The sequence below is a fragment of the Runella sp. CRIBMP genome, assembly GCF_009905605.1.
Classification (GTDB): Bacteria; Bacteroidota; Bacteroidia; order Cytophagales; family Spirosomataceae; genus Runella.
The window spans coordinates 1,085,331-1,104,490 of the sequence record NZ_JAAAKZ010000001.1 but is presented as its reverse complement, the minus strand read 5'-3'; the positions used below and the strand labels follow the sequence as shown (position 1 = coordinate 1,104,490).

The 19,160-nt window shown below is 44.6% G+C and carries 18 protein-coding genes; 10 read left to right on the top strand and 8 right to left on the bottom strand.

Annotation, left to right across the window (positions count from 1 at the left end):
• Positions 1–71 precede the first annotated feature (71 nt).
• Positions 72–1,133 carry a hypothetical protein gene (locus tag GVN20_RS04465; protein WP_166557154.1) on the top strand — a complete coding sequence of 354 codons (1,062 nt, stop codon included), beginning with the start codon at positions 72–74 and terminating at the stop codon, positions 1,131–1,133.
• Positions 1,117–1,749 carry a hypothetical protein gene (locus tag GVN20_RS04460; RefSeq protein WP_166557153.1) on the top strand — a complete coding sequence of 211 codons (633 nt, stop codon included), beginning with the start codon at positions 1,117–1,119 and terminating at the stop codon, positions 1,747–1,749. The genes GVN20_RS04465 and GVN20_RS04460 overlap by 17 nt, the downstream gene beginning before the upstream one ends.
• A 23-nt stretch (positions 1,750–1,772) precedes the next feature.
• On the opposite strand, the gene GVN20_RS04455 is transcribed toward GVN20_RS04460, so the two are convergent.
• The 3 genes from GVN20_RS04455 to GVN20_RS04445 form a co-directional block, all read right to left on the bottom strand.
• Complete coding sequence (locus GVN20_RS04455; RefSeq protein ID WP_166557152.1) at positions 1,773–2,207, bottom strand: hypothetical protein; 435 nt, start codon at positions 2,205–2,207, stop codon at positions 1,773–1,775.
• Positions 2,208–2,356: 149 nt separating this feature from the next.
• A complete protein-coding gene (locus tag GVN20_RS04450) occupies positions 2,357–3,250 on the bottom strand; it encodes a hydroxypyruvate isomerase family protein (protein ID WP_166557151.1) in 894 nt (297 codons plus the stop codon).
• A gap of 151 nt (positions 3,251–3,401) precedes the next feature.
• Positions 3,402–4,379, bottom strand: a complete 978-nt coding sequence (locus GVN20_RS04445; RefSeq protein WP_166557150.1) for a polyprenyl synthetase family protein — start codon at positions 4,377–4,379, stop codon at positions 3,402–3,404.
• A gap of 261 nt (positions 4,380–4,640) precedes the next feature.
• Here GVN20_RS04445 and GVN20_RS04440 point away from each other — a divergent pair, with 261 nt between their 5' ends.
• The 6 genes from GVN20_RS04440 to GVN20_RS04420 all read left to right on the top strand — a co-directional run bounded on the left by GVN20_RS04440 (position 4,641) and on the right by GVN20_RS04420 (position 11,531).
• Positions 4,641–5,969 carry a D-alanyl-D-alanine carboxypeptidase/D-alanyl-D-alanine-endopeptidase gene (locus GVN20_RS04440; RefSeq protein WP_166557149.1) on the top strand — a complete coding sequence of 443 codons (1,329 nt, stop codon included), beginning with the start codon at positions 4,641–4,643 and terminating at the stop codon, positions 5,967–5,969.
• A 78-nt stretch (positions 5,970–6,047) separates the two neighbouring features.
• Positions 6,048–7,241, top strand: coding sequence for a DUF2252 domain-containing protein (locus GVN20_RS04435; protein ID WP_166557148.1), 1,194 nt, complete (start codon positions 6,048–6,050; stop codon positions 7,239–7,241).
• A gap of 275 nt (positions 7,242–7,516) precedes the next feature.
• Positions 7,517–10,153: a DUF5686 and carboxypeptidase regulatory-like domain-containing protein gene (locus tag GVN20_RS04430; protein ID WP_166557147.1), complete on the top strand. Its 2,637-nt coding sequence runs from the start codon at positions 7,517–7,519 to the stop codon at positions 10,151–10,153.
• A 139-nt stretch (positions 10,154–10,292) separates the two neighbouring features.
• Positions 10,293–10,631 carry a transposase gene (locus tag GVN20_RS04425; RefSeq protein ID WP_229598962.1) on the top strand — a complete coding sequence of 113 codons (339 nt, stop codon included), beginning with the start codon at positions 10,293–10,295 and terminating at the stop codon, positions 10,629–10,631.
• Between the two features lie 26 nt (positions 10,632–10,657).
• A complete protein-coding gene (locus tag GVN20_RS29655; protein ID WP_229598961.1) occupies positions 10,658–10,810 on the top strand; it encodes a hypothetical protein in 153 nt (50 codons plus the stop codon).
• Positions 10,811–11,057: 247 nt separating this feature from the next.
• Positions 11,058–11,531 (top strand): DUF4262 domain-containing protein, encoded by a 474-nt coding sequence (locus GVN20_RS04420; RefSeq protein WP_114067074.1) that lies wholly within the window; start codon positions 11,058–11,060, stop codon positions 11,529–11,531.
• A 306-nt stretch (positions 11,532–11,837) separates the two neighbouring features.
• Here the strand turns inward: GVN20_RS04420 and GVN20_RS04415 are convergent, their stop codons facing one another.
• Positions 11,838–13,271: a 3-deoxy-D-manno-octulosonic acid transferase gene (locus tag GVN20_RS04415; RefSeq protein WP_166557146.1), complete on the bottom strand. Its 1,434-nt coding sequence runs from the start codon at positions 13,269–13,271 to the stop codon at positions 11,838–11,840.
• A gap of 65 nt (positions 13,272–13,336) precedes the next feature.
• Here GVN20_RS04415 and ytxJ point away from each other — a divergent pair, with 65 nt between their 5' ends.
• Positions 13,337–13,684: a bacillithiol system redox-active protein YtxJ gene (gene ytxJ, locus GVN20_RS04410; RefSeq protein WP_166557145.1), complete on the top strand. Its 348-nt coding sequence runs from the start codon at positions 13,337–13,339 to the stop codon at positions 13,682–13,684.
• Positions 13,685–13,805: 121 nt separating this feature from the next.
• Here ytxJ and uvrC read toward each other — a convergent pair whose 3' ends face one another.
• Positions 13,806–15,611: an excinuclease ABC subunit UvrC gene (gene uvrC, locus GVN20_RS04405; protein ID WP_166557144.1), complete on the bottom strand. Its 1,806-nt coding sequence runs from the start codon at positions 15,609–15,611 to the stop codon at positions 13,806–13,808.
• 277 nt (positions 15,612–15,888) lie between these two features.
• Here uvrC and GVN20_RS04400 point away from each other — a divergent pair, with 277 nt between their 5' ends.
• Entirely contained in the window at positions 15,889–16,566 is a 678-nt protein-coding gene (locus GVN20_RS04400) for a hypothetical protein (RefSeq protein WP_166557143.1), read from the top strand.
• 100 nt (positions 16,567–16,666) lie between these two features.
• Here GVN20_RS04400 and GVN20_RS04395 read toward each other — a convergent pair whose 3' ends face one another.
• The 3 genes from GVN20_RS04395 to GVN20_RS04385 all read right to left on the bottom strand — a co-directional run bounded on the left by GVN20_RS04395 (position 16,667) and on the right by GVN20_RS04385 (position 19,046).
• Positions 16,667–17,059, bottom strand: coding sequence for an energy transducer TonB (locus tag GVN20_RS04395; RefSeq protein WP_166557142.1), 393 nt, complete (start codon positions 17,057–17,059; stop codon positions 16,667–16,669).
• A 92-nt stretch (positions 17,060–17,151) separates the two neighbouring features.
• On the bottom strand, positions 17,152–17,997 hold the full coding sequence (locus GVN20_RS04390) for an energy transducer TonB (protein WP_229598960.1): 846 nt from the start codon (positions 17,995–17,997) through the stop codon (positions 17,152–17,154).
• A 20-nt stretch (positions 17,998–18,017) separates the two neighbouring features.
• Positions 18,018–19,046 (bottom strand): hypothetical protein, encoded by a 1,029-nt coding sequence (locus GVN20_RS04385; protein WP_166557141.1) that lies wholly within the window; start codon positions 19,044–19,046, stop codon positions 18,018–18,020.
• Between the last annotated feature and the right edge of the window lie 114 nt (positions 19,047–19,160).

Sequence of the window (19,160 nt, the reverse complement as noted above, 5' to 3'; positions counted from 1 at the left end):
TTCTTTTTAGAAAGTAGGTACGCAAAAAAATAGCTTTGTGAACACCTTACGAGTTTTTTAGTACTACTGCTATGAACGTCTTCGGAAACCTCGCACTTCTTTTAGCCTTTATTGGCTATTTTAGCCTTGCATCTATGGCTGGCAAACCCACCCCAGGCGGGGACTACGGCGTAGGACACGCGTTTGCCTTGCTATTTGCGTACGCTGCCGTGGCCGTGGGCATCAGCATCGCCACCGCCATTGTCTTATGGAAAGGGGGCTTTGATTGGGTAACCGAAAAAACCACTTTACGCAACACATTCGTGATTTCGGGGTTAATTGCGCTGTTGATTTTCAGCTTTTTTGCCGCAATGATTAACGGCGGCGGCGCACCTTGGGTCATGCGGATTTTGGGAAAATATACCATTGTTTGGGCCTTGCCGCCGTTGTTGTTGGCAGGTTTTATATTAGTCAATACTTCACTCCAAACCCTCGTACCCGCTGTGATTTGGCAATGGGCACTGAAAGGCGTCGTGCTGATAAGCGCGGTAAGTTGCGTTTTGATGTTGGGCGAATGGCTCGTCAATATCCCGATTGCAGCAGCACAACATGCCGAAATGAGAGACGCAGAAGACGCGCACCGTCAACAAGAATTTTTGGACCAAATTGAAAAGAATAACCCCAAGACTGAGATGGTCTTGATTCTGGTTTTTACCACTAAGTACCATGACAAAGCCGTGCGGGAGGCCGCCCTTGCCAAAATAAAATCAAACCCTGAATGGCAGCAATATCTCGTTAGTCGTTTGGAAACACCGTGGGCAGGTGAGGTTTTTCCTTTTTTGGCCGACAATGACGTTGAAGACCGACGGCTTTTTGCCGAGCCTATCAAGGCAGGTATTTTGAAGATGGCCGAAAAATTTAAGGACTCTATGGAGCGCACCCACACTTTCTATGACGGTCAGTTTTATTCCGAAACGCAAGCCATCCTGCAAACCATCGCCAAATTTCAAGACTTAGGCGTTGACTACGCACCTGCCGTACGAAAATTACGGAAGGCGCTGGATACCCCGCTGAAAAGCTACCAGCAAGCGGCCAATTTAAGATGTATTCCCGTACTAGACAGCTGGTTAAAAAAATATGAAAAAGAGAAATAGCTCTGCTATCCCAGACACCGAGCGCTTTGCGGATAGAGGCGTTGCTTTGGAAGATCTCGCCACTCACTTTGTAGTCCATTGCCCCAAATGTCAGGGGAAAGCACAAATCAACCCCACCAAAGAGCCAGCTTCAAAAGCAGACTTTCGACTCATTTGCCCTGATTGTTTCCACGTTGAGAGCCCAGGCCATTGGTATGGGGCCGCAACAGCACACGTTTCGGTCAAATGCCGGGAATGTTACCAACCACTAAGCCGATCGGCTCCTTGGAATGGGATTTGGAAAAAACTCGCCATGCACTGTACGCACTGCGGCGACAACTGCGAGTACGAAGCAAGTATCTCATACGGGTATTTTCACGAAAGCCGTATGACCGACCCAATCTTCGGCCTGCCGTTGTGGTTACAAAAAGACTTTCGCGGTGAGTTGCTTTGGGCCTACAATTACGACCACCTAGAAATGCTCCGGGAATACATTACCGCAAAACTGCGCGAACGGGGTATTGACCCACGAAACACCATTCGTAAAAACAGCTCGATGGTCAGCCGGTTGCCGATGTTTATCAAAAAAGCATCCCTTCGGGAGGAGCTTTTGAAATTGATTGCGACAATGAAATGAACTTTCTGCCAGTGATACCTTCTCTATTTCTTTACGCCAAAATAAGAAAAATACAGACCTTTCGTTGGTTCGGAATAACTCACTGACAACACTTTGGAAGTAACTTCTTTGTCTTTTTTATCGTCATACCAGCGGTCGTCCTGATAGCTGCCTATTTTGGTTTGGCCGTAGTATAGCTCAAATCCTTTTGTGATGGTTTGGGCGGTAACCCCTTCCAGTTTTTGGGTTGATTTCTGAGGAATGTAGTTGGTCCTCAACAAGTTGAATGTGCCGTCACTTTTTTTGGTTATTTGTAGACTGGGCAGCTGATTGTCGTCCGTAATAGCAATGCAGAGCGGGTCCAAAAAAGCATTGGTACGGTACATGCCTTCCAGTACGTTGGGGTCTTGGCTGATTTCGTCTTTGTTACAGCTCCAAAAGATACAGAGAGAAAACAAAAAAATGGAGAGCTTTTTCATAGCAACAGTTGGATGATGGTTTTGTACAAAGACGCTCACTCATTCTCAATGGTTGGAATGAAAAGCCAACTTCTCAACACTCCTACATACCAAGAGCGCCCAAGGAATCAATCCCCAGACGCTCTTGGTATATATACTTGATTTACAAACTATACGTCGCAGATAAGGACGCATTTTTTGAGGGATTCCAACATCCCCGCTTTGTCTTTGGCTTTAGGCACAAATTCTTGTCCGATGTAGCCCTTATAGCCCGTGGCAACGATGGCTTTCACGATGGCTGGGTAATAAATTTCTTGGGTTTCATCAATCTCATTACGCCCCGGATGTCCTCCCGTATGGTAGTGGCTGATGTATTTTCCATAACGCTGGATATTGCGAATATGGTCACCGCTCATGCTTTGCATGTGGTAAATATCGTACAGCATTTTAAATTTTTCAGAACCAACCATTTCACAAAGTACAGCTCCCCACTCAATATTATCGCATTGATAATCAGGGTGACTGGCGCGTGAGCTCAGCAATTCCATCGTGAGCGTTACGCCGTATTTTTCGGCCAATGGTATCAATCTCTTCACGCCTTTTTGGCAATTGAGCAGCCCCTGATAATCGCCTAAACCGTTGCGATTGCCCGAAAAACAAATGACGTTGGTCACACCCGCCGCTTGTGCTTGCGGAAGCAACTCTTCGTAACATTTATAGATGGCATCATGGTTTTTGGGATTGTTTAGGAAGCTCGTGAGTCCTGTTTTTTCAGGCCAAGGATCGGCCCAGCCCATGGCGGAAGTGAGTCCGTATTTTTTCATTATTTCCCATTCCTTCGGGCCTGTGAGCTCTATTGACTCAATGCCCATGTCTTTGGAGGCTTGGCAAAGCTCCTCAAACGGAATAGAGGCATAGCACCAACGGCTGACGGAATGTTTGATATTACCTTTCAGTTTAAGCGGTTCGGCGGCCATGGCTTCATTCGTTAAAGCGGTAGATAAGGTTGCCGCCGACGCACCAAGCGTTTTGATGGCATCGCGGCGGGAGAGGTTTGATTTCATTAGAGATATTATTTTTCTGTCTTAACAAAGACACAACTTACCTATTTATAATGATTTTTGAAATTGTTCTTTCAATCCCAAAATAAGGAGGTTCTAAATAAAGACAGCCACCTATGTGAATAGATGGCTGTCTTTTTATTCAAATTATGGATTAACTCTCCCGCCCCACCAAAAATTCCGCAAATTCAATCAATGGTTTTTTACGGTCTACTGGCAGCGGTAGGGTTTCCAACGCCTCAAATCCCTTGGCGAAATACGCATCGGCCATCGTTTGGGCGAGCACATCAAGGCCGAGTCGGGTATAAATTTCCGTCACAGCAGCTACTTTTTCCGACGTGTCGTAGGTCCCTTGTTCAAGGCTCAGCCAGTAGTTCAAATCGTCTTTGGTTTTTCCTTCGGCTAGTAGCAGCGCTTCGATGAGCATGAAGGTTTTTTTATTGGCAATGATATCGCCGCCCACCTGTTTGCCAAACTTTTCGGGGTCGCCGTAAACGTCTAATAAGTCATCTTTGAGTTGAAAACCTAGCCCCATATTGACGCCCGCGTCGTAGAGCAATTGGGTGGTAACTTCGTCAGCCCCCGCAATCATCCCTCCCAATTCCATTGCAAAACCCAACAGAACCGAGGTTTTGAGGCGAATCATGCCGATGTACTCTTCCTGCGACACGTCGGTACGGGTTTCAAAATTCATGTCTAGTTGTTGGCCTTCACACACTTCGGCGGCGGTGCGATTGAAGCGACGGATGACGCGCGGCAACTGCGCAGGTGCCACATCCAACAGCAATTCATAGGCATTGACCAGCATCACATCTCCCGACAAAATAGCGGTGTTGGCGTTCCATTTTTCATGCACCGTAGGCTTGCCGCGCCGCAGCGGTGCACAGTCCATGATGTCGTCGTGCATGAGCGTAAAATTGTGAAAAACTTCAACGGCAATCGCAGGTTTGAGGGCTTTTTGCCAATCATCAATAAAAAGATTGGCCGACAAAACCGTCAGTAAAGGCCGTAAACGCTTGCCTCCCAACGACATAATATAACGAATGGGCTCGTACAATTCGGCGGGCTCCTCGCCGTAAGTAGTATGTTGAATTTGTTTTGAAATTGCTTCCAGATAGGGTTGAAAAGTCATCAGAATTTCGGGTTGTCTGTTGTCGGTCTTTTGTTGTTGGTTATTATACGTTGATTAATAGAACTTTGCAAATAACGGGCAACAAATAATGATTAATTTTAATGGGTTTCGAGCCAAAAATAATGGAACTTATGGGTATAAACGGTCAGCCGGCGAAAAAGTTTTGAGTATCTTGCGCGAAAAGCCCGACTCAACCCATGCTCCTTATCATTTAAACCTTTATACAACTTCATCTTCCCACTACCCACAATCCTTAACATCATGTTGCGCACTTTACACGCTTACTTTTTCACTTTCTGCGGTTGTTTTTTGCTGATTAGTTGTGCTTCTTCACAACCCAAAACAGCCGCACCAACGCTTCAATCCACCAACAAATGGCGTGATTTAGTGGCTAATTCGCCAGTTTTTCGCCAAAGTCATGCAGGTTTTGCACTTTATGACCTTGAAAAACAAGAAACGGTAGGCGAATATCAATCTGACCGTTATTTTGTCCCCGCTTCCAATACAAAATTGTTTACGTTGTACGCAGGGCTGTGCCTTTTGGGCGACTCTATCCCCGCCCTACGGTACACCACCACGGGCGATTCTCTGATTTTTTGGGGCACGGGCGACCCCAACTTACTTCATCCAGACATGCCATCAAGCGGGGTTTTTGACGCATTAAAAAATTGGCGCGGACACCTACTTTATTACCCTCACAGCTACATCGGTAAGCGGCTCGGGCCGGGCTGGTCATGGGGTGATTACGCCGATTCTTATCAGGCCGAACTCTCTGCACTTCCACTATATGGCAACGTGGTGCGTTTTTCCAACAGCAACGTCAGTCCACGGATTTTTAAAGATAGCCTGCGCACGGCGGGCTGGTCAGATGAGTTTAAACTGTCGCGCGATGAGTTCAACAACTCATTTTTTTCTACGGGCTGGCCCACTAAATCATTTACAGAAGATGTACCTTACCGAACTTCGCCAGGATTGAACGCTCGGTTATTGGCCGATACCCTAAAGAGAGAAGTGAGATTAATTCATAAGCTACGGCCCGGTGTTTCGTATCGCACGTTGAAAGGATTACCGATTGATACCCTCTACCGCCGCATGATGCACGTCAGCGACAATATGTTTGCCGAACAGGTGATGTTGATGTGCGCTTCGCATCTTGACACCAATAACCTCGGCTTTGAAAGCAAACAAAGCATTGACTACGTCAAAAAACAACTACTGATGGATTTGCCCGACGAACCCATTTGGGAAGATGGCTCGGGATTGTCGCGTTATAATTTATTTACACCCCGTTCGATTATCAAATTATTACAAAAAATCTATGACAAAGTACCTGACCAACAGCGTCTCTTTGGGATGATGGCCGTAGGTGGGAAAGCGGGCACCATCAAAAACCAATACAAATCGAAAGAGCCGTTTGTTTTTGCCAAAACAGGTTCTTTATCAAATGTGTACTGCCTGAGTGGTTATTTAAAAACCAAAAAAGGTAAGACATTGCTATTCAGTATGATGAACAATAATTATATCGTTAAAACCGCCGAAATTCGTCGGGAAGTAGAGCGTATTTTAACAGAGATACACGAGAAATATTGAGTAAAACAAATAATCATGCAAAGGCGCGGAAACACAGAGGCTTCGCTAGAAAAATCATCCATAGAATCAGATACGACAATGACGACAATAGAACAAATAAAACAATACAACGCAGGCCGCAATGCGCTGCTATTGGCGCACAAATACGAGCGCATGACGGGAGATTTATATCGTTTTTTTCGGGCCACAGGCCATTTGTTTTATAATGATTTTGCGCAGCACTTTTCGACCATCGATACCTCGCGGGTATGGGGGTGCGGTGATTTACATTTGCAGAATTTTGGCACCTACAAAGCCGAAAATAGGCTGGTGTATTTTGATTTGAACGATTTTGATGAAGCCATGCAAGTACCCGCCACCTGGGAGTTGAGCCGGATGCTGGTGAGTATTCACTTGGCCGCCGAAGAGCTGGACTTGGAAGAAGCCGAATGTAACCTGCTAGTCAAGGCGTTTTTAAACAGTTATACCCAAACACTTTTGAGTGGAAAACCCATTGACATTGAGCGTCGTACGGCCACGGGAATGTTGCAGGCATTCATGGAAAAACTGGAAAAACGCCGAAGAAAAGACCTGATTAAAGAGCGCACCGTAAAAGTCGACGGTGAACGAAAGCTGAACGTTGACCACGAAAAAGTGGTGGGTATTTTGCCTGAGCAAAAAGCGATGGTAGAGCAAATGGTAATGGAATGGCAACAACAACACCCCAATCCGTTCTTTAAACGCATCTGTGACGTGGGTATTCGGATCACGGGCACGGCGAGTTTGGGGCTAGAGCGCTACGTTTTGTTGGTAGAAAGTCCCAACGAAAAGTTGTATCTGCTCGACCTCAAAGAAGCACGACATTCTATTTTAAGTTCACATATTCAGTTGCCACAACCCCTTTGGGAAACAGAAGCCCAACGTATTGCAGAAATCCAAAAGCGCGTAAACAATGTACTTCCTACCCTGCTCAACCCCATTGCAAACGGCACTAAATCGTACATTCTGAAAGAATTACAACCCGAACAGGATAAATTTGACTTTGAATATTGGGACGGAGAAATGGAGAGTCTGGAAAACTTGATTCGGACCATGGCCATGCTGACCGCCTCTGGACACCTGCGCAGTGCAGGGCGGCAGGGGTCGTCTATTGCCGATGAACTCATTGCTTTTTCGCAGGAGACCCAGTGGCAGCAGGATTTAATTTTTTATTGTAAAGCCTACCCCACCAAAGTACATCAGGATTATTTTGATTTTTGTGAAGCCTACGAGGAAGGTTTTTTTGAGGAATAACCCGGCAAGCAGGACATAACAAAAACCTCATGCCTTTCGTTGGATGATAGCAAGCATACAATTCCTTCTTGAAAAAAAATATTTTCGATTAAATTTGTTTTACTGCAAACTCAAGCCATTACTGCCAAAACCCACAAAGGCATTCAGCTAAAGTTTAAGGAAGTTTTTGTCGAAACGAATCGTTTTCCCGTATATACTGCTAAATGGAAAAGTGATGCTTTTAAAATGACACATCATTATTTTGAAGATTTTATACGCCGCTAACCGCCCGCTCCATGACTTTTTACCGAGTATTATTTCTATTACTATTGGGCACTTCTGCGTTTGCGGGAGGGATTCGGGGCGTTGTTACAACCACAAAAGGCGAGCCGCTCGCCTATGCCGCCATTGCCGTAAAGGGCACAAATTTGGGAACAATGGCCAATGCCGAAGGACGTTATGAGTTGACATTACAACCCGGACGGTATGAAATTATATTTCAGTATTTGGGGTATAAAACCATTCTCAAAGTCGTTGAAATAACGGCGGATTTTCAAACCCTTGATGCTACTCTCGAAGAACAGGCCCTCAACATCAACGAAGTAAGAATTGGCTCCAAAAGCGAAGACCCTGCCTACACCATCATGCGGAGGGCCATTGCAAAATCACGTTTTCATGCCTTGCAGGTGGCTTCTTACAGTGCCCGCGCTTACATCAAAACGACGGGAGTAGCCACCCAAATTCCTTTTTTTGCCGAAAAAGCACTCAAAAAAGAAGGCATCGAAGAAGGGCGCCCCATCTTGAACGAAAGTGTGAATGAAATTACTTTTCGGCAACCAAACAATTACCAACAACGCATTATATCTACCCGTAATAGCCTGGACAACAGCGCACCTAGCCCCAATGCCTTTGTGTTGGCTAGTTTCTATGACCCTACCGTTGGCGATGCCGTGTCGCCGCTGTCGCCCAAGGCGTTTGGGTATTATAAATTTGAATACGAGGGTTCGTTTCGCGAAGGAGATTTGGAAGTAAACCGCATCAAAGTCATTCCGCGCTCCTACGGCGAAGGGGTTTTTAAAGGTAAGATTTACATCATTGAAAATACGTGGGCCATTCACAGTCTCGACCTCCAAACCACGGTTCAGAGCCTCGACGTAGACGTCAAGCAGGTCTTTAATCCCGTGCAGCAAGTGTGGATGCCCACCAACTTGCAGTTTCGGTTTGGCGGCTCTATGATGGGTTTTTCGGGTGAATTCAAGTACATTATTTCGATGACCTACAAAAACCTCATCGTCAACCCCGCCTTTAAGGAGTCAGTGACGGTATTGGACGAAAAATTTGAGAAACCCACCAACGACCTGACTAAAAAAGACCTGCGCACCAAGAAACTCAACGAGTTGGCCAAACAGCAAAAAGAAGTTTCGACCCAACAGATGCGCAAAATCATGAAGGAATACGAAAAACAAGAACGACAAGAGCGTAAACAACAAAAGGAAGACCTCAACGTAGTTCGGAATGATTCCATCATCATTGATTCGATGGCCAACAAACGCAGCGATAGTTTTTGGAATGAGATTCGCACGATTCCGCTCACCGAAATCGAAACAAAAAGCTACAAACATTCTGACAGTCTGCGGATTGTAAAACAAATCGAATTCAAATCCGACAGCACCAAGGCCAAGAGAGATTCTTCCAAAGTAGACTTTATCAGCATTCTGACGGGGCGCTCGTTTCGGCTTTCTAAGAAATGGGTGCTAGACTATGAAGGGCCTTTCCAACCCCAAAATGCCACCTACAATACCGTCGATGGCTACGTGCTGGAAAGCAGTTTTAATTTCAAACGACAATTCCACCGCGACAATACCTATTACATCAAACCACTCGTGCGCTATGCCTTCGGCCGACAGGCCGTTTCGGGAATCATGACCACGGGTTGGGCAGGACGCCGGCGCGGTATTTCATTGACGGGTGGGCGGTACGTGTCACAATTCAACGCCGACAATCCCATCAGTGCCAACGTCAACACGACTTCTACGTTGTGGTTCGAGAATAATTTTATGAAAATTTACGAAAAGGATTTCGGGAAATTATCTTTCAACTACGCCCGCTTGGCCGATGTTTTCAGCATCAAAGGGAATCTTGAATACGGTCGCCGCTACGAGCTAACCAACCTCGAAAACGCCCGCCCGTGGATTCGATGGAATCAATTTGCTTTTTCGCCCAATGCTCCTTTTAATCAAGAATACAGCAACAGATTTGCCGCCAAAGAATTGAATTACCGCTTCGAAACCCACGAAGCCCTCACTTTTGACCTTTCAATTACGTGGCGACCGGGCCAGCAATACCGCCTTTACAACGGCCGTAAACGTTATCTAAACAACAAAAACCCGTCGGTCATTTTGAAATACTCAAAAGGAATTCCAAACATTGCCAACAGCGTAGTAGATTATGATTTGGTAGAGCTGAGTCTAAAGCAGGATGTGCAGACGGGCGTGCGGAGCGAGCTGCATTATATTTTTTCGGCGGGCACTTTTCTCAACAATCGTAGCGTGTATTTTATGGATTATAAGCACTTTATGGGCAATCAGGCATTCGTGCAATACGGCGATGCTTTTGCGCAGTTCCGTGCCTTGAATTATTATCGATACAGCACTTCCGAACGTTTTCTGGAAGCCCACGTCATCAACGAGTCGCGTCGCCTTTTGCTGACCCGCATTCCTTTTGTGCGCTTGGCAGGTTTGAAAGAAAACCTCATGGTGCATTACCTGCTTACGCCTACCCTCCCCCACTACACCGAGCTCGGCTACGGGCTGGATGGTTTGATTCCAGGTTTTCCGTTTTTCAGGGTAGAAGCCGTGGCCGTATTTCAGGATTTCAAATACCAACGTACTGTTTTTCGCATAGGGACGACGTTGAAATTTGGGCGGCAGTAAGCACGCGCCTCCCAGTTTGAGATGCTTACCGCATCACAAATTTGATGCCGTTGTTGGTGTTATCACCAACAACCATATAACAAAAGTTACAACAGAAGGCTATTCACGTCTAAGCAATAGATCCCAATAGCTTCTTCTCATGAACCCTCACTATATTCAGTTTTTCACCGCCACCATCTTATGGTGGAAGAAACTCCTGCAACCTGATAAGTACAAACAAATCATCGTCGACAGTATGCGTTTTTTAGTGAATGACAAACGAGTGAAAATTTACGGATTTGTCATTATGCCCAATCACATTCACCTTGTTTGGCGAATTCAGGACAATCACCTTTTAGAAGATGTTCAGCGAGATTTTCTGAAATACACAGCTCAACAAATCAAATTTGATTTACAGGCACACCATCCTCAGGTTTTAGCTACATTTGAAGTAAATCTAAAGACAGAAAATATCAATTTTGGGAACGCAATCCATTGAGTATTGATTTGTTTGACCGAAAAACCGTGGAGCAAAAGTTGGTATACATACACAACAATCCGTTACAGGAAAAATGGAACTTAGCCGTACATCCGAGCGATTATCAGTATTCTTCATTTCGATTTTATGAAACCCAAGAGGATGATTTTGGCTTTTTGACGCATTATAGGGAAGATTAATAAGGAGCTTTGCGCCAAGGCGGGGTTGTTGGTGATAACACCAACAACGGCTTTATAACCACGTTGAAATTTGGGCGACAGTAAGGGGTAGTACAGTATTATAAAATATTTGTCGCACTCGTTAAAAATGGCACACTGATGATGCGGATCCTGAATCCCAACATTCATCCAGACGGGAATGCTGATTTTCGCTGATTGAGCCGTTTCATTATTTTTGCTAAATTTTTAATACTCAGATTTTATTAAAATGACTAAAGCAGAACAAAAGGTATTGGATGATATTGAAAAATACGGGTATCATATTATCAATGTTGCTAATACTGGAGATGAAAAGGACATTGAATTTTCGTATTCAATAGGACTTTTTACGACTTTTCATAAGCCTGAAGTTTTAGTTTTGGGTTTATCCATAGATATAAGAAATATCCTAATTGAAAATGTAGCTTATGCTTATGAGCAGGGAACAGAATTTCGAATAGGTGAGTTTAGTGGAGAAATAATCAATAATTATAACTGCTTAATTATTGATGTTGAAAAACATTTGTACAAAGAATATGTAGGTTGGGCAATGTGGTATAACCACTACAAAGACTTTCCCATCATTCAAATTATCTACCCTCTTAAAAGCGGTCTTTTTCCATGGCAATCGGAGTTTCCCGAAGAATTGAAGTATCCAATTCTGAATATCAACTATGCCAATGGCTGCAATGATTGGGCCTAGCACCGCCTTGTCATTTAAGCCGTTGTTGGTGTTATCACCAACAACCTACTTTCTGCTCACTATCGCAGCAAAATATACTATTTAAATGCAAGTGCATTAGCAGTATCTGTATCATCGTTAATCCATTAGCTACTTAAATAAGTTGTTGGTGATAACACCAACAACGGCATCTAAACCTATCGCATATTGATTTTCAATAGGTAAAGCAATTAAATCTCCTTCTTTTGTTTTTTTTACTCTTGCCATAGTCTATATTAGTTAAAATAAGTTGTTGGTGATAACACCAACAACGGCATCAAGAGATGCTTACCGCATCACAAATTTAGGATTGATTATCTCCATTACTTTCTCCGTAGCACCCGCATTTTTCTGCACGTATTCGCGGCAAATATTAGCTTTTTGTTTCCTTAACTCCTCATTTTCATACACTTCTGTGAATACCTTGGTAAACTCATCGGCATTAGCCACGGTCTGCGCGCCGCCAAGTTGGAGTAAGTCCAGGGCTTCCTGAAATTTTTGGTAATACGGCTGTCCGAAGAAGATCGGCATGCCAAACACCGCCGGCTCCATCGTATTGTGCAATCCATCGCGGTAGCCCCCACCTACAAATACAAAATCAGCGTAGCGGTAAATAGACGAAAGCATACCCACTGTGTCGAGAAAAAGAAGCGAAGAAGAACCTTGTGAGAAATTTCCGTTCTCCGTTCTCCGTTTTTCCGTTTGCCCTCCTTCATTTTCACTCTTTCCCAACAACTGACTGTAAATAAGCGATTTGGCTGTCACTTTCTCTTGCCAACTTTTAATCTGTTCGGGGTTGATTTCGTGCGGGGCTACAATTACTTTCAGAGGTTGATTAAAGTTATTCAGGAATGAAAAAATCACTTCCAGATCATCGGGCCACGCGGAGCCGACAATAAGCAGCGGCGTGTTGCCTTTGAATTGTTCAATCAGCGAAAAAGTTTTGGCCTGTTTAGATATTTGTACTACTCGGTCCAAACGCGTATCTCCTGCAAGCGTAACCTGCTCATAATCAATTGACTTAAGCAAACGCTCAGACTCCTGATTTTGAACTAAAATATGGTCTAAACAAAAAAGTACGTTTCGGTAAAAACCGCCGTAGGCTTTAAAAAACAATTGATTGGGTCGAAAAATGGCCGAAAACAAGATGGCTGGAATGCTACGCTTTTTGAGTGCTGAAAGATAATTCGGCCAAAATTCGTACTTGATAAAAAGCGCCATATCGGGCTGAACTACGTCCAAAAAACGAGACACATTGGCGGGAGTATCGGCGGGCAAGTAGCAAACAATGTCTGCTTGGTCGTAGGCTTTTTTGTTTTCATAGCCCGACGGCGAAAAAAATGTCAGGACGATTTTGGCGGTGGGATATTGCTTCCGACACGCCTCAATCACGGGCCGCCCCTGTTCAAATTCGCCCAAAGAAGCCGCATGAAACCAAATGGTAGATTGGTGATTGGTGACGGTCCGTTCTCCGTTCTCCATTCCCCGTTCTCCTTCCTCCGATTTCCTACTTCTGACTTCTGACTTCTGAACTCCATTTTCCGTTCTCCGTCCTCTGTTCCCCGTTTTCCGACCTCCTACCTCCGACTTCTGACCTCCAATTAACGCCCACGTCTGTTCCTGCCCTTTGACCCACAGGCGGGTTTTGGTGTGAAAAAGGGCGACTAATTTGGCAATGCCCTGCGCAAGATAAATTCCAAGGGTATAGATGAAAGCGAACAATTTTTGGATGAGTTACGTTATTTCCGTAAAAATAATCACTCAATCACTAATTTGCTCATAAATAAATGAATTGGCATCCACTCAATGACAGTGCCCAGTTGGAGGAAATCAAAAAAGAATCCCACCGTTATCCCGTTTTGATTTTGAAACACAGCACCCGCTGTTCTATCAGTTCCGCGACCCTCGGGCGGTTGGAGCGCAGTTGGAAAAACGAGGAAGTAGGCGATTTAAAACCTTATTTTTTGGATTTGATTGCGTATCGCCCTATTTCAAATCAAATAGCCCAAGAATTTGAGGTAGAGCATGAATCGCCGCAGGCGCTCATCATCCGCAACGGTGAAAGTGTCTATGACGCCTCCCATTTTGACATATCTTTTGACGACCTCAAAGCGCAAGTAGCGGCTTTGGTCTAAGCCGTCCGCTTAATTATACAGAAAACCAAAGAAAATGACGGAGCGCCACGGAAAAAGCTGAAATACTTCAACGTGGCGTCCTTTTTTATCTCTAAGACCCTCTGTGTCAATGATTTACAAATCACTGCTCTATAGCGGCAAAATAGTCTTTGATCTTTTGGGCCTTGTCTTTGCCCACAAACTGCGCAATTCTATCAACGTCTGCCTCGCGAATGGCCTTTACACCCCGAAATTCTTTGAGCAAATTAGCGGCTGTTTTCTTCCCGATTCCTTCGATATTTTCCAGCTCACTCACAAACGCATTGCGACTGCGCTTATCGCGGTGGTACGTGATGGCAAAACGGTGCGCTTCATCGCGAATTTGTTGAATAAGGCGCAATGACTCTGATTTTTTGTCGATGTACAAAGGGAGCGTATCTTCTGGAAAATAGATTTCTTCCAACCGTTTGGCAATGCCCACAATGGGGATTTTGCCGTAAAGTTTCAACGCCTTGAGCGCATCGCAAGCCGCGCTGAGTTGGCCTTTTCCACCATCCACTACAATCAAATCGGGAAGTTCGGCCTGTTCTTCGAGCAGGCGTGTGTAGCGGCGCGTCACTACCTCGTGCATACTCGCAAAGTCGTTGGGTCCAATCACCGTTTTAATGCTAAAATGTCGATAATCTTTCTTCGACGGCCGTCCTTCCTTAAAACAAACCATCGCCGCTACGGGATTGGTACCCTGAATATTGGAGTTGTCAAAACACTCAATATGACGCGGTAGGCTTTTGAGTTGAAGGTCGGCTTTGAGCTTAATCAGCACCCGGTCGCGGCGGTTGGTGGTGGCGCTCGATTCAATCATCTGCCGCTCCGCTTTTTCTTTTCGGAAAAAGTGCACGTTTTTGAGCGCCATGTCTAGCAAACTACGCTTATCACCAATCTTCGGAATCGTGATTTCGGCTTTAAAATCTGTGGTAATGTCAATATTAGAAATGATTTCTTTGGCGTCGCTTTCGTACGTGGTACGCATTTCAAACAGCACCAACGCCAGAATTTCATCGTCGGGCTCGTCGAGTTTTTTCTTCACTTCGAGCGTTTGGGCCGCCATGATATACCCATTCACGATTTTGAGGTAATTTACGTATGCTGCATCTTCATCAGACGCAATCGCTACCACATCCACGTTACCGATTTTAGGATTGATAACCGTTGATTTGGACTGGAAACTTTGCAGCGTTTCTAGCTTCATTTTCCATTCATGGGCTTTTTCAAACTCCATTTTCTCGGCCGCCGCAATCATATTTTCCTTAAAATAGTTTTGCGGAATGCTCAGTTGTCCCTTCAAAATCTGGTGGATTGAGGCCACTTCGCGGTCATAATCTTCCAACGACTGTCGGCCTTCACACGGCCCTTTACAGCGTTTAAGGTGGTATTCCATGCACACTTTAAACTTACCCGCTTCGATATTTTCGGGGGTCAGATTAAGGTTGCAGGTACGGAGCGTATACAGCTCCCGAAACATATCGAGCAGGTTGTACATGGAGCGCGCATTGGCAAACGGCCCATAAAACGTCCCCGTTTTTTTATCAAGCCGTCGCGAAGTCTCCACCCGTGGAAACGGCTCATTAAACACCTTGATAAAAGGGTACGTTTTATCGTCGCGGAGCAAGATATTGAAGCGCGGCTGATAACGCTTGATGAGTTGGTTTTCGAGCAAAAGCGCGTCAAACTCTGTATGTACAATGGTGTATTCAATGCGCCGAATCTGGCTCACCAAGCGTCTTGTTTTGCGGTCGGGATGGTTTTTAACAAAATAACTACTGACGCGGTTTTTGAGATTTTTGGCTTTCCCAACGTAAATAATTTCCCCTTCTTCACTAAAATAGCGGTACACGCCCGGCTCAGTCGGGATTTTAGCTAACTCTGCTTTGGCTTCAAAAACGGACATATTGGCTCAGTTTTTACTAACGACAAAGTTCGCCAAAGTTTGGGGAAAGAAAAATTGGGGAAGACACTTATGCGTTTACATCTACGTGTCTAATCAAAGGGAGTGACTACATTCAATCCCATCCTTCCGATTTTCCAACAACGTTAAATAATTCACGATTCGCAAATTGCGAATTCTTGCCCCTCTTTTTACTTTTATCACTTACTTTGCGTCTTCATTCATTGCTAATTTCAATAATCAGTTTTCAAAACACAACAGCCAATCAAAATCTAGTATTATGAAAAAGTCTCTCATCGTTTTTCACTTCTTACTTTTTTCTTTCGGTGCAATTGCCCAAAACCAAGATTATCAGAACGTTGTTAGCGTTCAATCGGGCGTAAGCCTCTTTTCTCCCTTCCGAGGCACCATCACCGGCTCACAAGAATCGTCGGATACAACGGTTTCTTTTTCGTCAGGAAACGCCAGCAATTTCCCGCAAATAAACATTGCTTATGACCGTGGTATCAGCAAATGGTTTTCGATTGGCGGTGCTGTTAGTTACAATAAAGGCTCAATGGACTTAAAAAATGTCGTGTATGACAAAACCGAAAACCTCGGCGATGTCAAACTCAACGTATCACGTATTACGATTGGGGCCCGTGCGTTGTTTCACTACGGCAACGCCAACCGCGTAGATATGTATTCGGGCGTTCGGTTAGGCGTCGGTATTTGGGGCGTAAACGCCAGTTCAAGTGCCGTCGACGGTAAACTTGACGAGGTTTTCAACGAAGCGGGCGGCAGCGGCATCTGGCGTACCGTACTCGGCAACAAACTTAGAGGTGGATTTGTAATGCCTCAGGTACAAGTAATTCTGTTTGGACTGCGCGGCTACATTACCGAAAGCATCGGCCTAAACGGCGAACTCGCGGTAGGCAGTCCTTATTTTGCCTCGATTGGCATCAATTACCGCTTCTAATTAAAGTATTCTTGCGTCAGACGGTTTAGAATTGTCTGACGCAAGAATTTCACTGAGTTGTTTTTTTACGCCAAGCGGTTGATAAATTTACAACGCCTCCTTATTCTAATGAGAAACGAATAGGTAAAAAGTATCCAACGCGCATGTTTTTTCCACTTTGACGACCCGGTTTCCATTTCGGAAACTCATTAACAACTCTTAATGCTTCTTCATCACATCCGTATCCAAGACCGCGTGTGATTTCTACATTGGTGATATGACCATCTGCCTCTACAATAAATTTCAGATGAACCACGCCCTTAATTTTGGCTTCACGCGCCGCTGCAGGATATTTTAAATGATACTTTATAAACCTGTTTAAAGAATCTTGACCGCCCATAAACTCCGGTGGTTCTTCCACAAGTATAAAAACCATTCCTTTTTCGGTTTGCTGCGCCAGTCCCGCCAAAGGTAAGAACAAGAGCATTAATAGGTACCATTTTTGATGTTGCATTGAAGAGGGAAATAATATTAATTATTGTAGCTAAACTAAAGCGTTATTCTAACTAATGGTCGGACTGTTTACAACCAGAAGGCCATTACCTGTTACTCCAGCGCAAATACAATCGGCATCGTAAATTTTACCCGTACGGCCCGCCCCGACTGCTTACCCGGTTTCCATTTAGGCATCAATTTCATGACGCGGATGGCTTCTTCGTCGCACCCAAAACCAATGCCTCGAATCACGTTGATGTTAGACAACGAGCCGTCTGGCTCTACCGTAAACGTCAGGTACACCCGCCCTTGGATATTACTTCGTTGCGCAGGACTCGGATAATGCAGATTTTTCATTAAAAATGTCCGTAAGCCTTCGTTACCACCTGCGAATTGCGGGTCAATTTCTACTTTTTCAAATATTTCGGGCGCTTTGGCTTCTACCTCAGCAGGTTTTGTAGCTTCAGGCGCGGGGGTATCTTCGGGCGGTGCTATGATGGCTACCTCATCGCCCCCCGTACCTTCAATGGTTTCTTGCCCTGGGTTGGCATTCTCCAATTCTTCCGGGGCGGGTGGCGGATCTTCATGGGGCGGGTTCTCGATCACTTCTGGCACCAAATACCGCACTGTCGTTTGCTTGGGTACCTCTTTAGGTTTTTCCAATTCAGGCAACGGCTTTTCTTCTTTCGGAACAGCGTTTATTTTTATCAATTCCACAGGAGTTGTCGAATATCCAATTTCATCAGGGGCCAGACTTCCGTAGAGTATTGGCCCAATAAACAGCAACAAAAATAGACCAATGCCCAGCAAAACGGCATTTCGAAGCACTTCGGGATAAGATTTTCGGAGGTCATACGCGCCGTAAGCACGGTGACGGTTCATAAAAACAATGTCGTCCAAAGTCATAGCTTCGCTACTCTCAGCCAAAGCTGGGAAGGGGTGGTTGTAATTACTCATGGCTATTTTTTAGTTTAGAATTAGTGCTTTTTTAGTTCTACAGAAAATGGATCTTTATTATTTTCTCCGCTCATAATCATCTGATTTTTAGAAACTTTAATTTCAACCAAAAGGGTTTGAGAAAGTTTATTCTGGGCAAAAACAGCCTTCAATAAGTGGGTATTACGGTTGTAGCTATACGCAGCTACTTTACGGTTTTTATGGGTCCCGTATTCCAATACAATCACATTGCCTTTGTCAAAATAGACTTTACTCAACCCAGAAGCCAAATTAGCTGAGCGGGATAGTGCAGGCCAACTATTAATCACTTTGTAACTTCCATCCAACTCATCGTTTTCAGTTTTATCAACTGAAAAAACCAACCATAAAGGCAACAAAATAGCCGAAAACAACCCCAGCCTCAGCGCATTATTGATTCTAGGCTCATTACGGGTTGAACGAAAAAAGAAAGCAATCACTTCACGCAAATGCAATGACAACAGGTATAAAACCCCCAACGTAAGAATAATGGACTGGAGCAACGCTCCCGCATTGAGATGATAGAAAACATTGATAAACAGAATATTCATCAGAACTGGCAACAAGATAAATACGCCCAAAAGCCGGGTTTTGGGAAAGAGCAACAACATTGCCCCGCCCAACTGAGCAAATGCCACCAGCAAGCCAAATGGATAAGAATAACCAAAATAAGCCCAAGTTAGCCACTCCCCCGACAATTCATTGAAGGGCTGGGAGAGCATCGAAAGCGGTACTTGAAACTGCAATTTAAATATCTTCTTCCAACCAAAAAGAGCAATTCCAAACGCCAACGCATAACACATGACCGTCAAAACTACCGAAAAAATGGCGCTATCATCTCTCTTTTTGAGATGCCAATAAAAGGAATAAATCAGTGCTGCCACTACCGAAACTCCCGCCCCTAAAAACACCAGCGGCGGGCTTATCCACGCAGGACGATAATCTCGGCCTACTTGTAAAACCAAGGCACTTATAGTAAATCCGGCGACTAGGCAGGTAATAACCTTCCGCGCCAATGAATCAGCATTCATAGCTTAAAAGTTGAGATAAAAAGGGTTAGAAATGGAAGCTGATGTTACAAACCATACAATCCAATAGAAAAACACCTCGTAGGTGGAGCAAGCGGGATATTGTAAAAGTTTTAT

Bases quoted from the DNA above. Each gene is read 5' to 3' on its own strand.
- uvrC (WP_166557144.1), bottom strand. From the start codon at position 15,611: ATGTCCGTTTTTGAAGCCAAAGCAGAGTTAGCTAAAATCCCGACTGAG.
- GVN20_RS04400 (WP_166557143.1), top strand. From the start codon at position 15,889: ATGAAAAAGTCTCTCATCGTTTTTCACTTCTTACTTTTTTCTTTCGGT.
- GVN20_RS04430 (WP_166557147.1), top strand. From the start codon at position 7,517: ATGACTTTTTACCGAGTATTATTTCTATTACTATTGGGCACTTCTGCG.
- GVN20_RS04440 (WP_166557149.1), top strand. From the start codon at position 4,641: ATGTTGCGCACTTTACACGCTTACTTTTTCACTTTCTGCGGTTGTTTT.
- GVN20_RS04455 (WP_166557152.1), bottom strand. From the start codon at position 2,207: ATGAAAAAGCTCTCCATTTTTTTGTTTTCTCTCTGTATCTTTTGGAGC.
- GVN20_RS04460 (WP_166557153.1), top strand. From the start codon at position 1,117: ATGAAAAAGAGAAATAGCTCTGCTATCCCAGACACCGAGCGCTTTGCG.
- GVN20_RS04465 (WP_166557154.1), top strand. From the start codon at position 72: ATGAACGTCTTCGGAAACCTCGCACTTCTTTTAGCCTTTATTGGCTAT.
- GVN20_RS04385 (WP_166557141.1), bottom strand. From the start codon at position 19,046: ATGAATGCTGATTCATTGGCGCGGAAGGTTATTACCTGCCTAGTCGCC.
- GVN20_RS04395 (WP_166557142.1), bottom strand. From the start codon at position 17,059: ATGCAACATCAAAAATGGTACCTATTAATGCTCTTGTTCTTACCTTTG.
- GVN20_RS04420 (WP_114067074.1), top strand. From the start codon at position 11,058: ATGACTAAAGCAGAACAAAAGGTATTGGATGATATTGAAAAATACGGG.
- GVN20_RS04390 (WP_229598960.1), bottom strand. From the start codon at position 17,997: ATGAGTAATTACAACCACCCCTTCCCAGCTTTGGCTGAGAGTAGCGAA.
- ytxJ (WP_166557145.1), top strand. From the start codon at position 13,337: ATGAATTGGCATCCACTCAATGACAGTGCCCAGTTGGAGGAAATCAAA.
- GVN20_RS04450 (WP_166557151.1), bottom strand. From the start codon at position 3,250: ATGAAATCAAACCTCTCCCGCCGCGATGCCATCAAAACGCTTGGTGCG.
- GVN20_RS04445 (WP_166557150.1), bottom strand. From the start codon at position 4,379: ATGACTTTTCAACCCTATCTGGAAGCAATTTCAAAACAAATTCAACAT.
- GVN20_RS04435 (WP_166557148.1), top strand. From the start codon at position 6,048: ATGACGACAATAGAACAAATAAAACAATACAACGCAGGCCGCAATGCG.
- GVN20_RS04425 (WP_229598962.1), top strand. From the start codon at position 10,293: ATGAACCCTCACTATATTCAGTTTTTCACCGCCACCATCTTATGGTGG.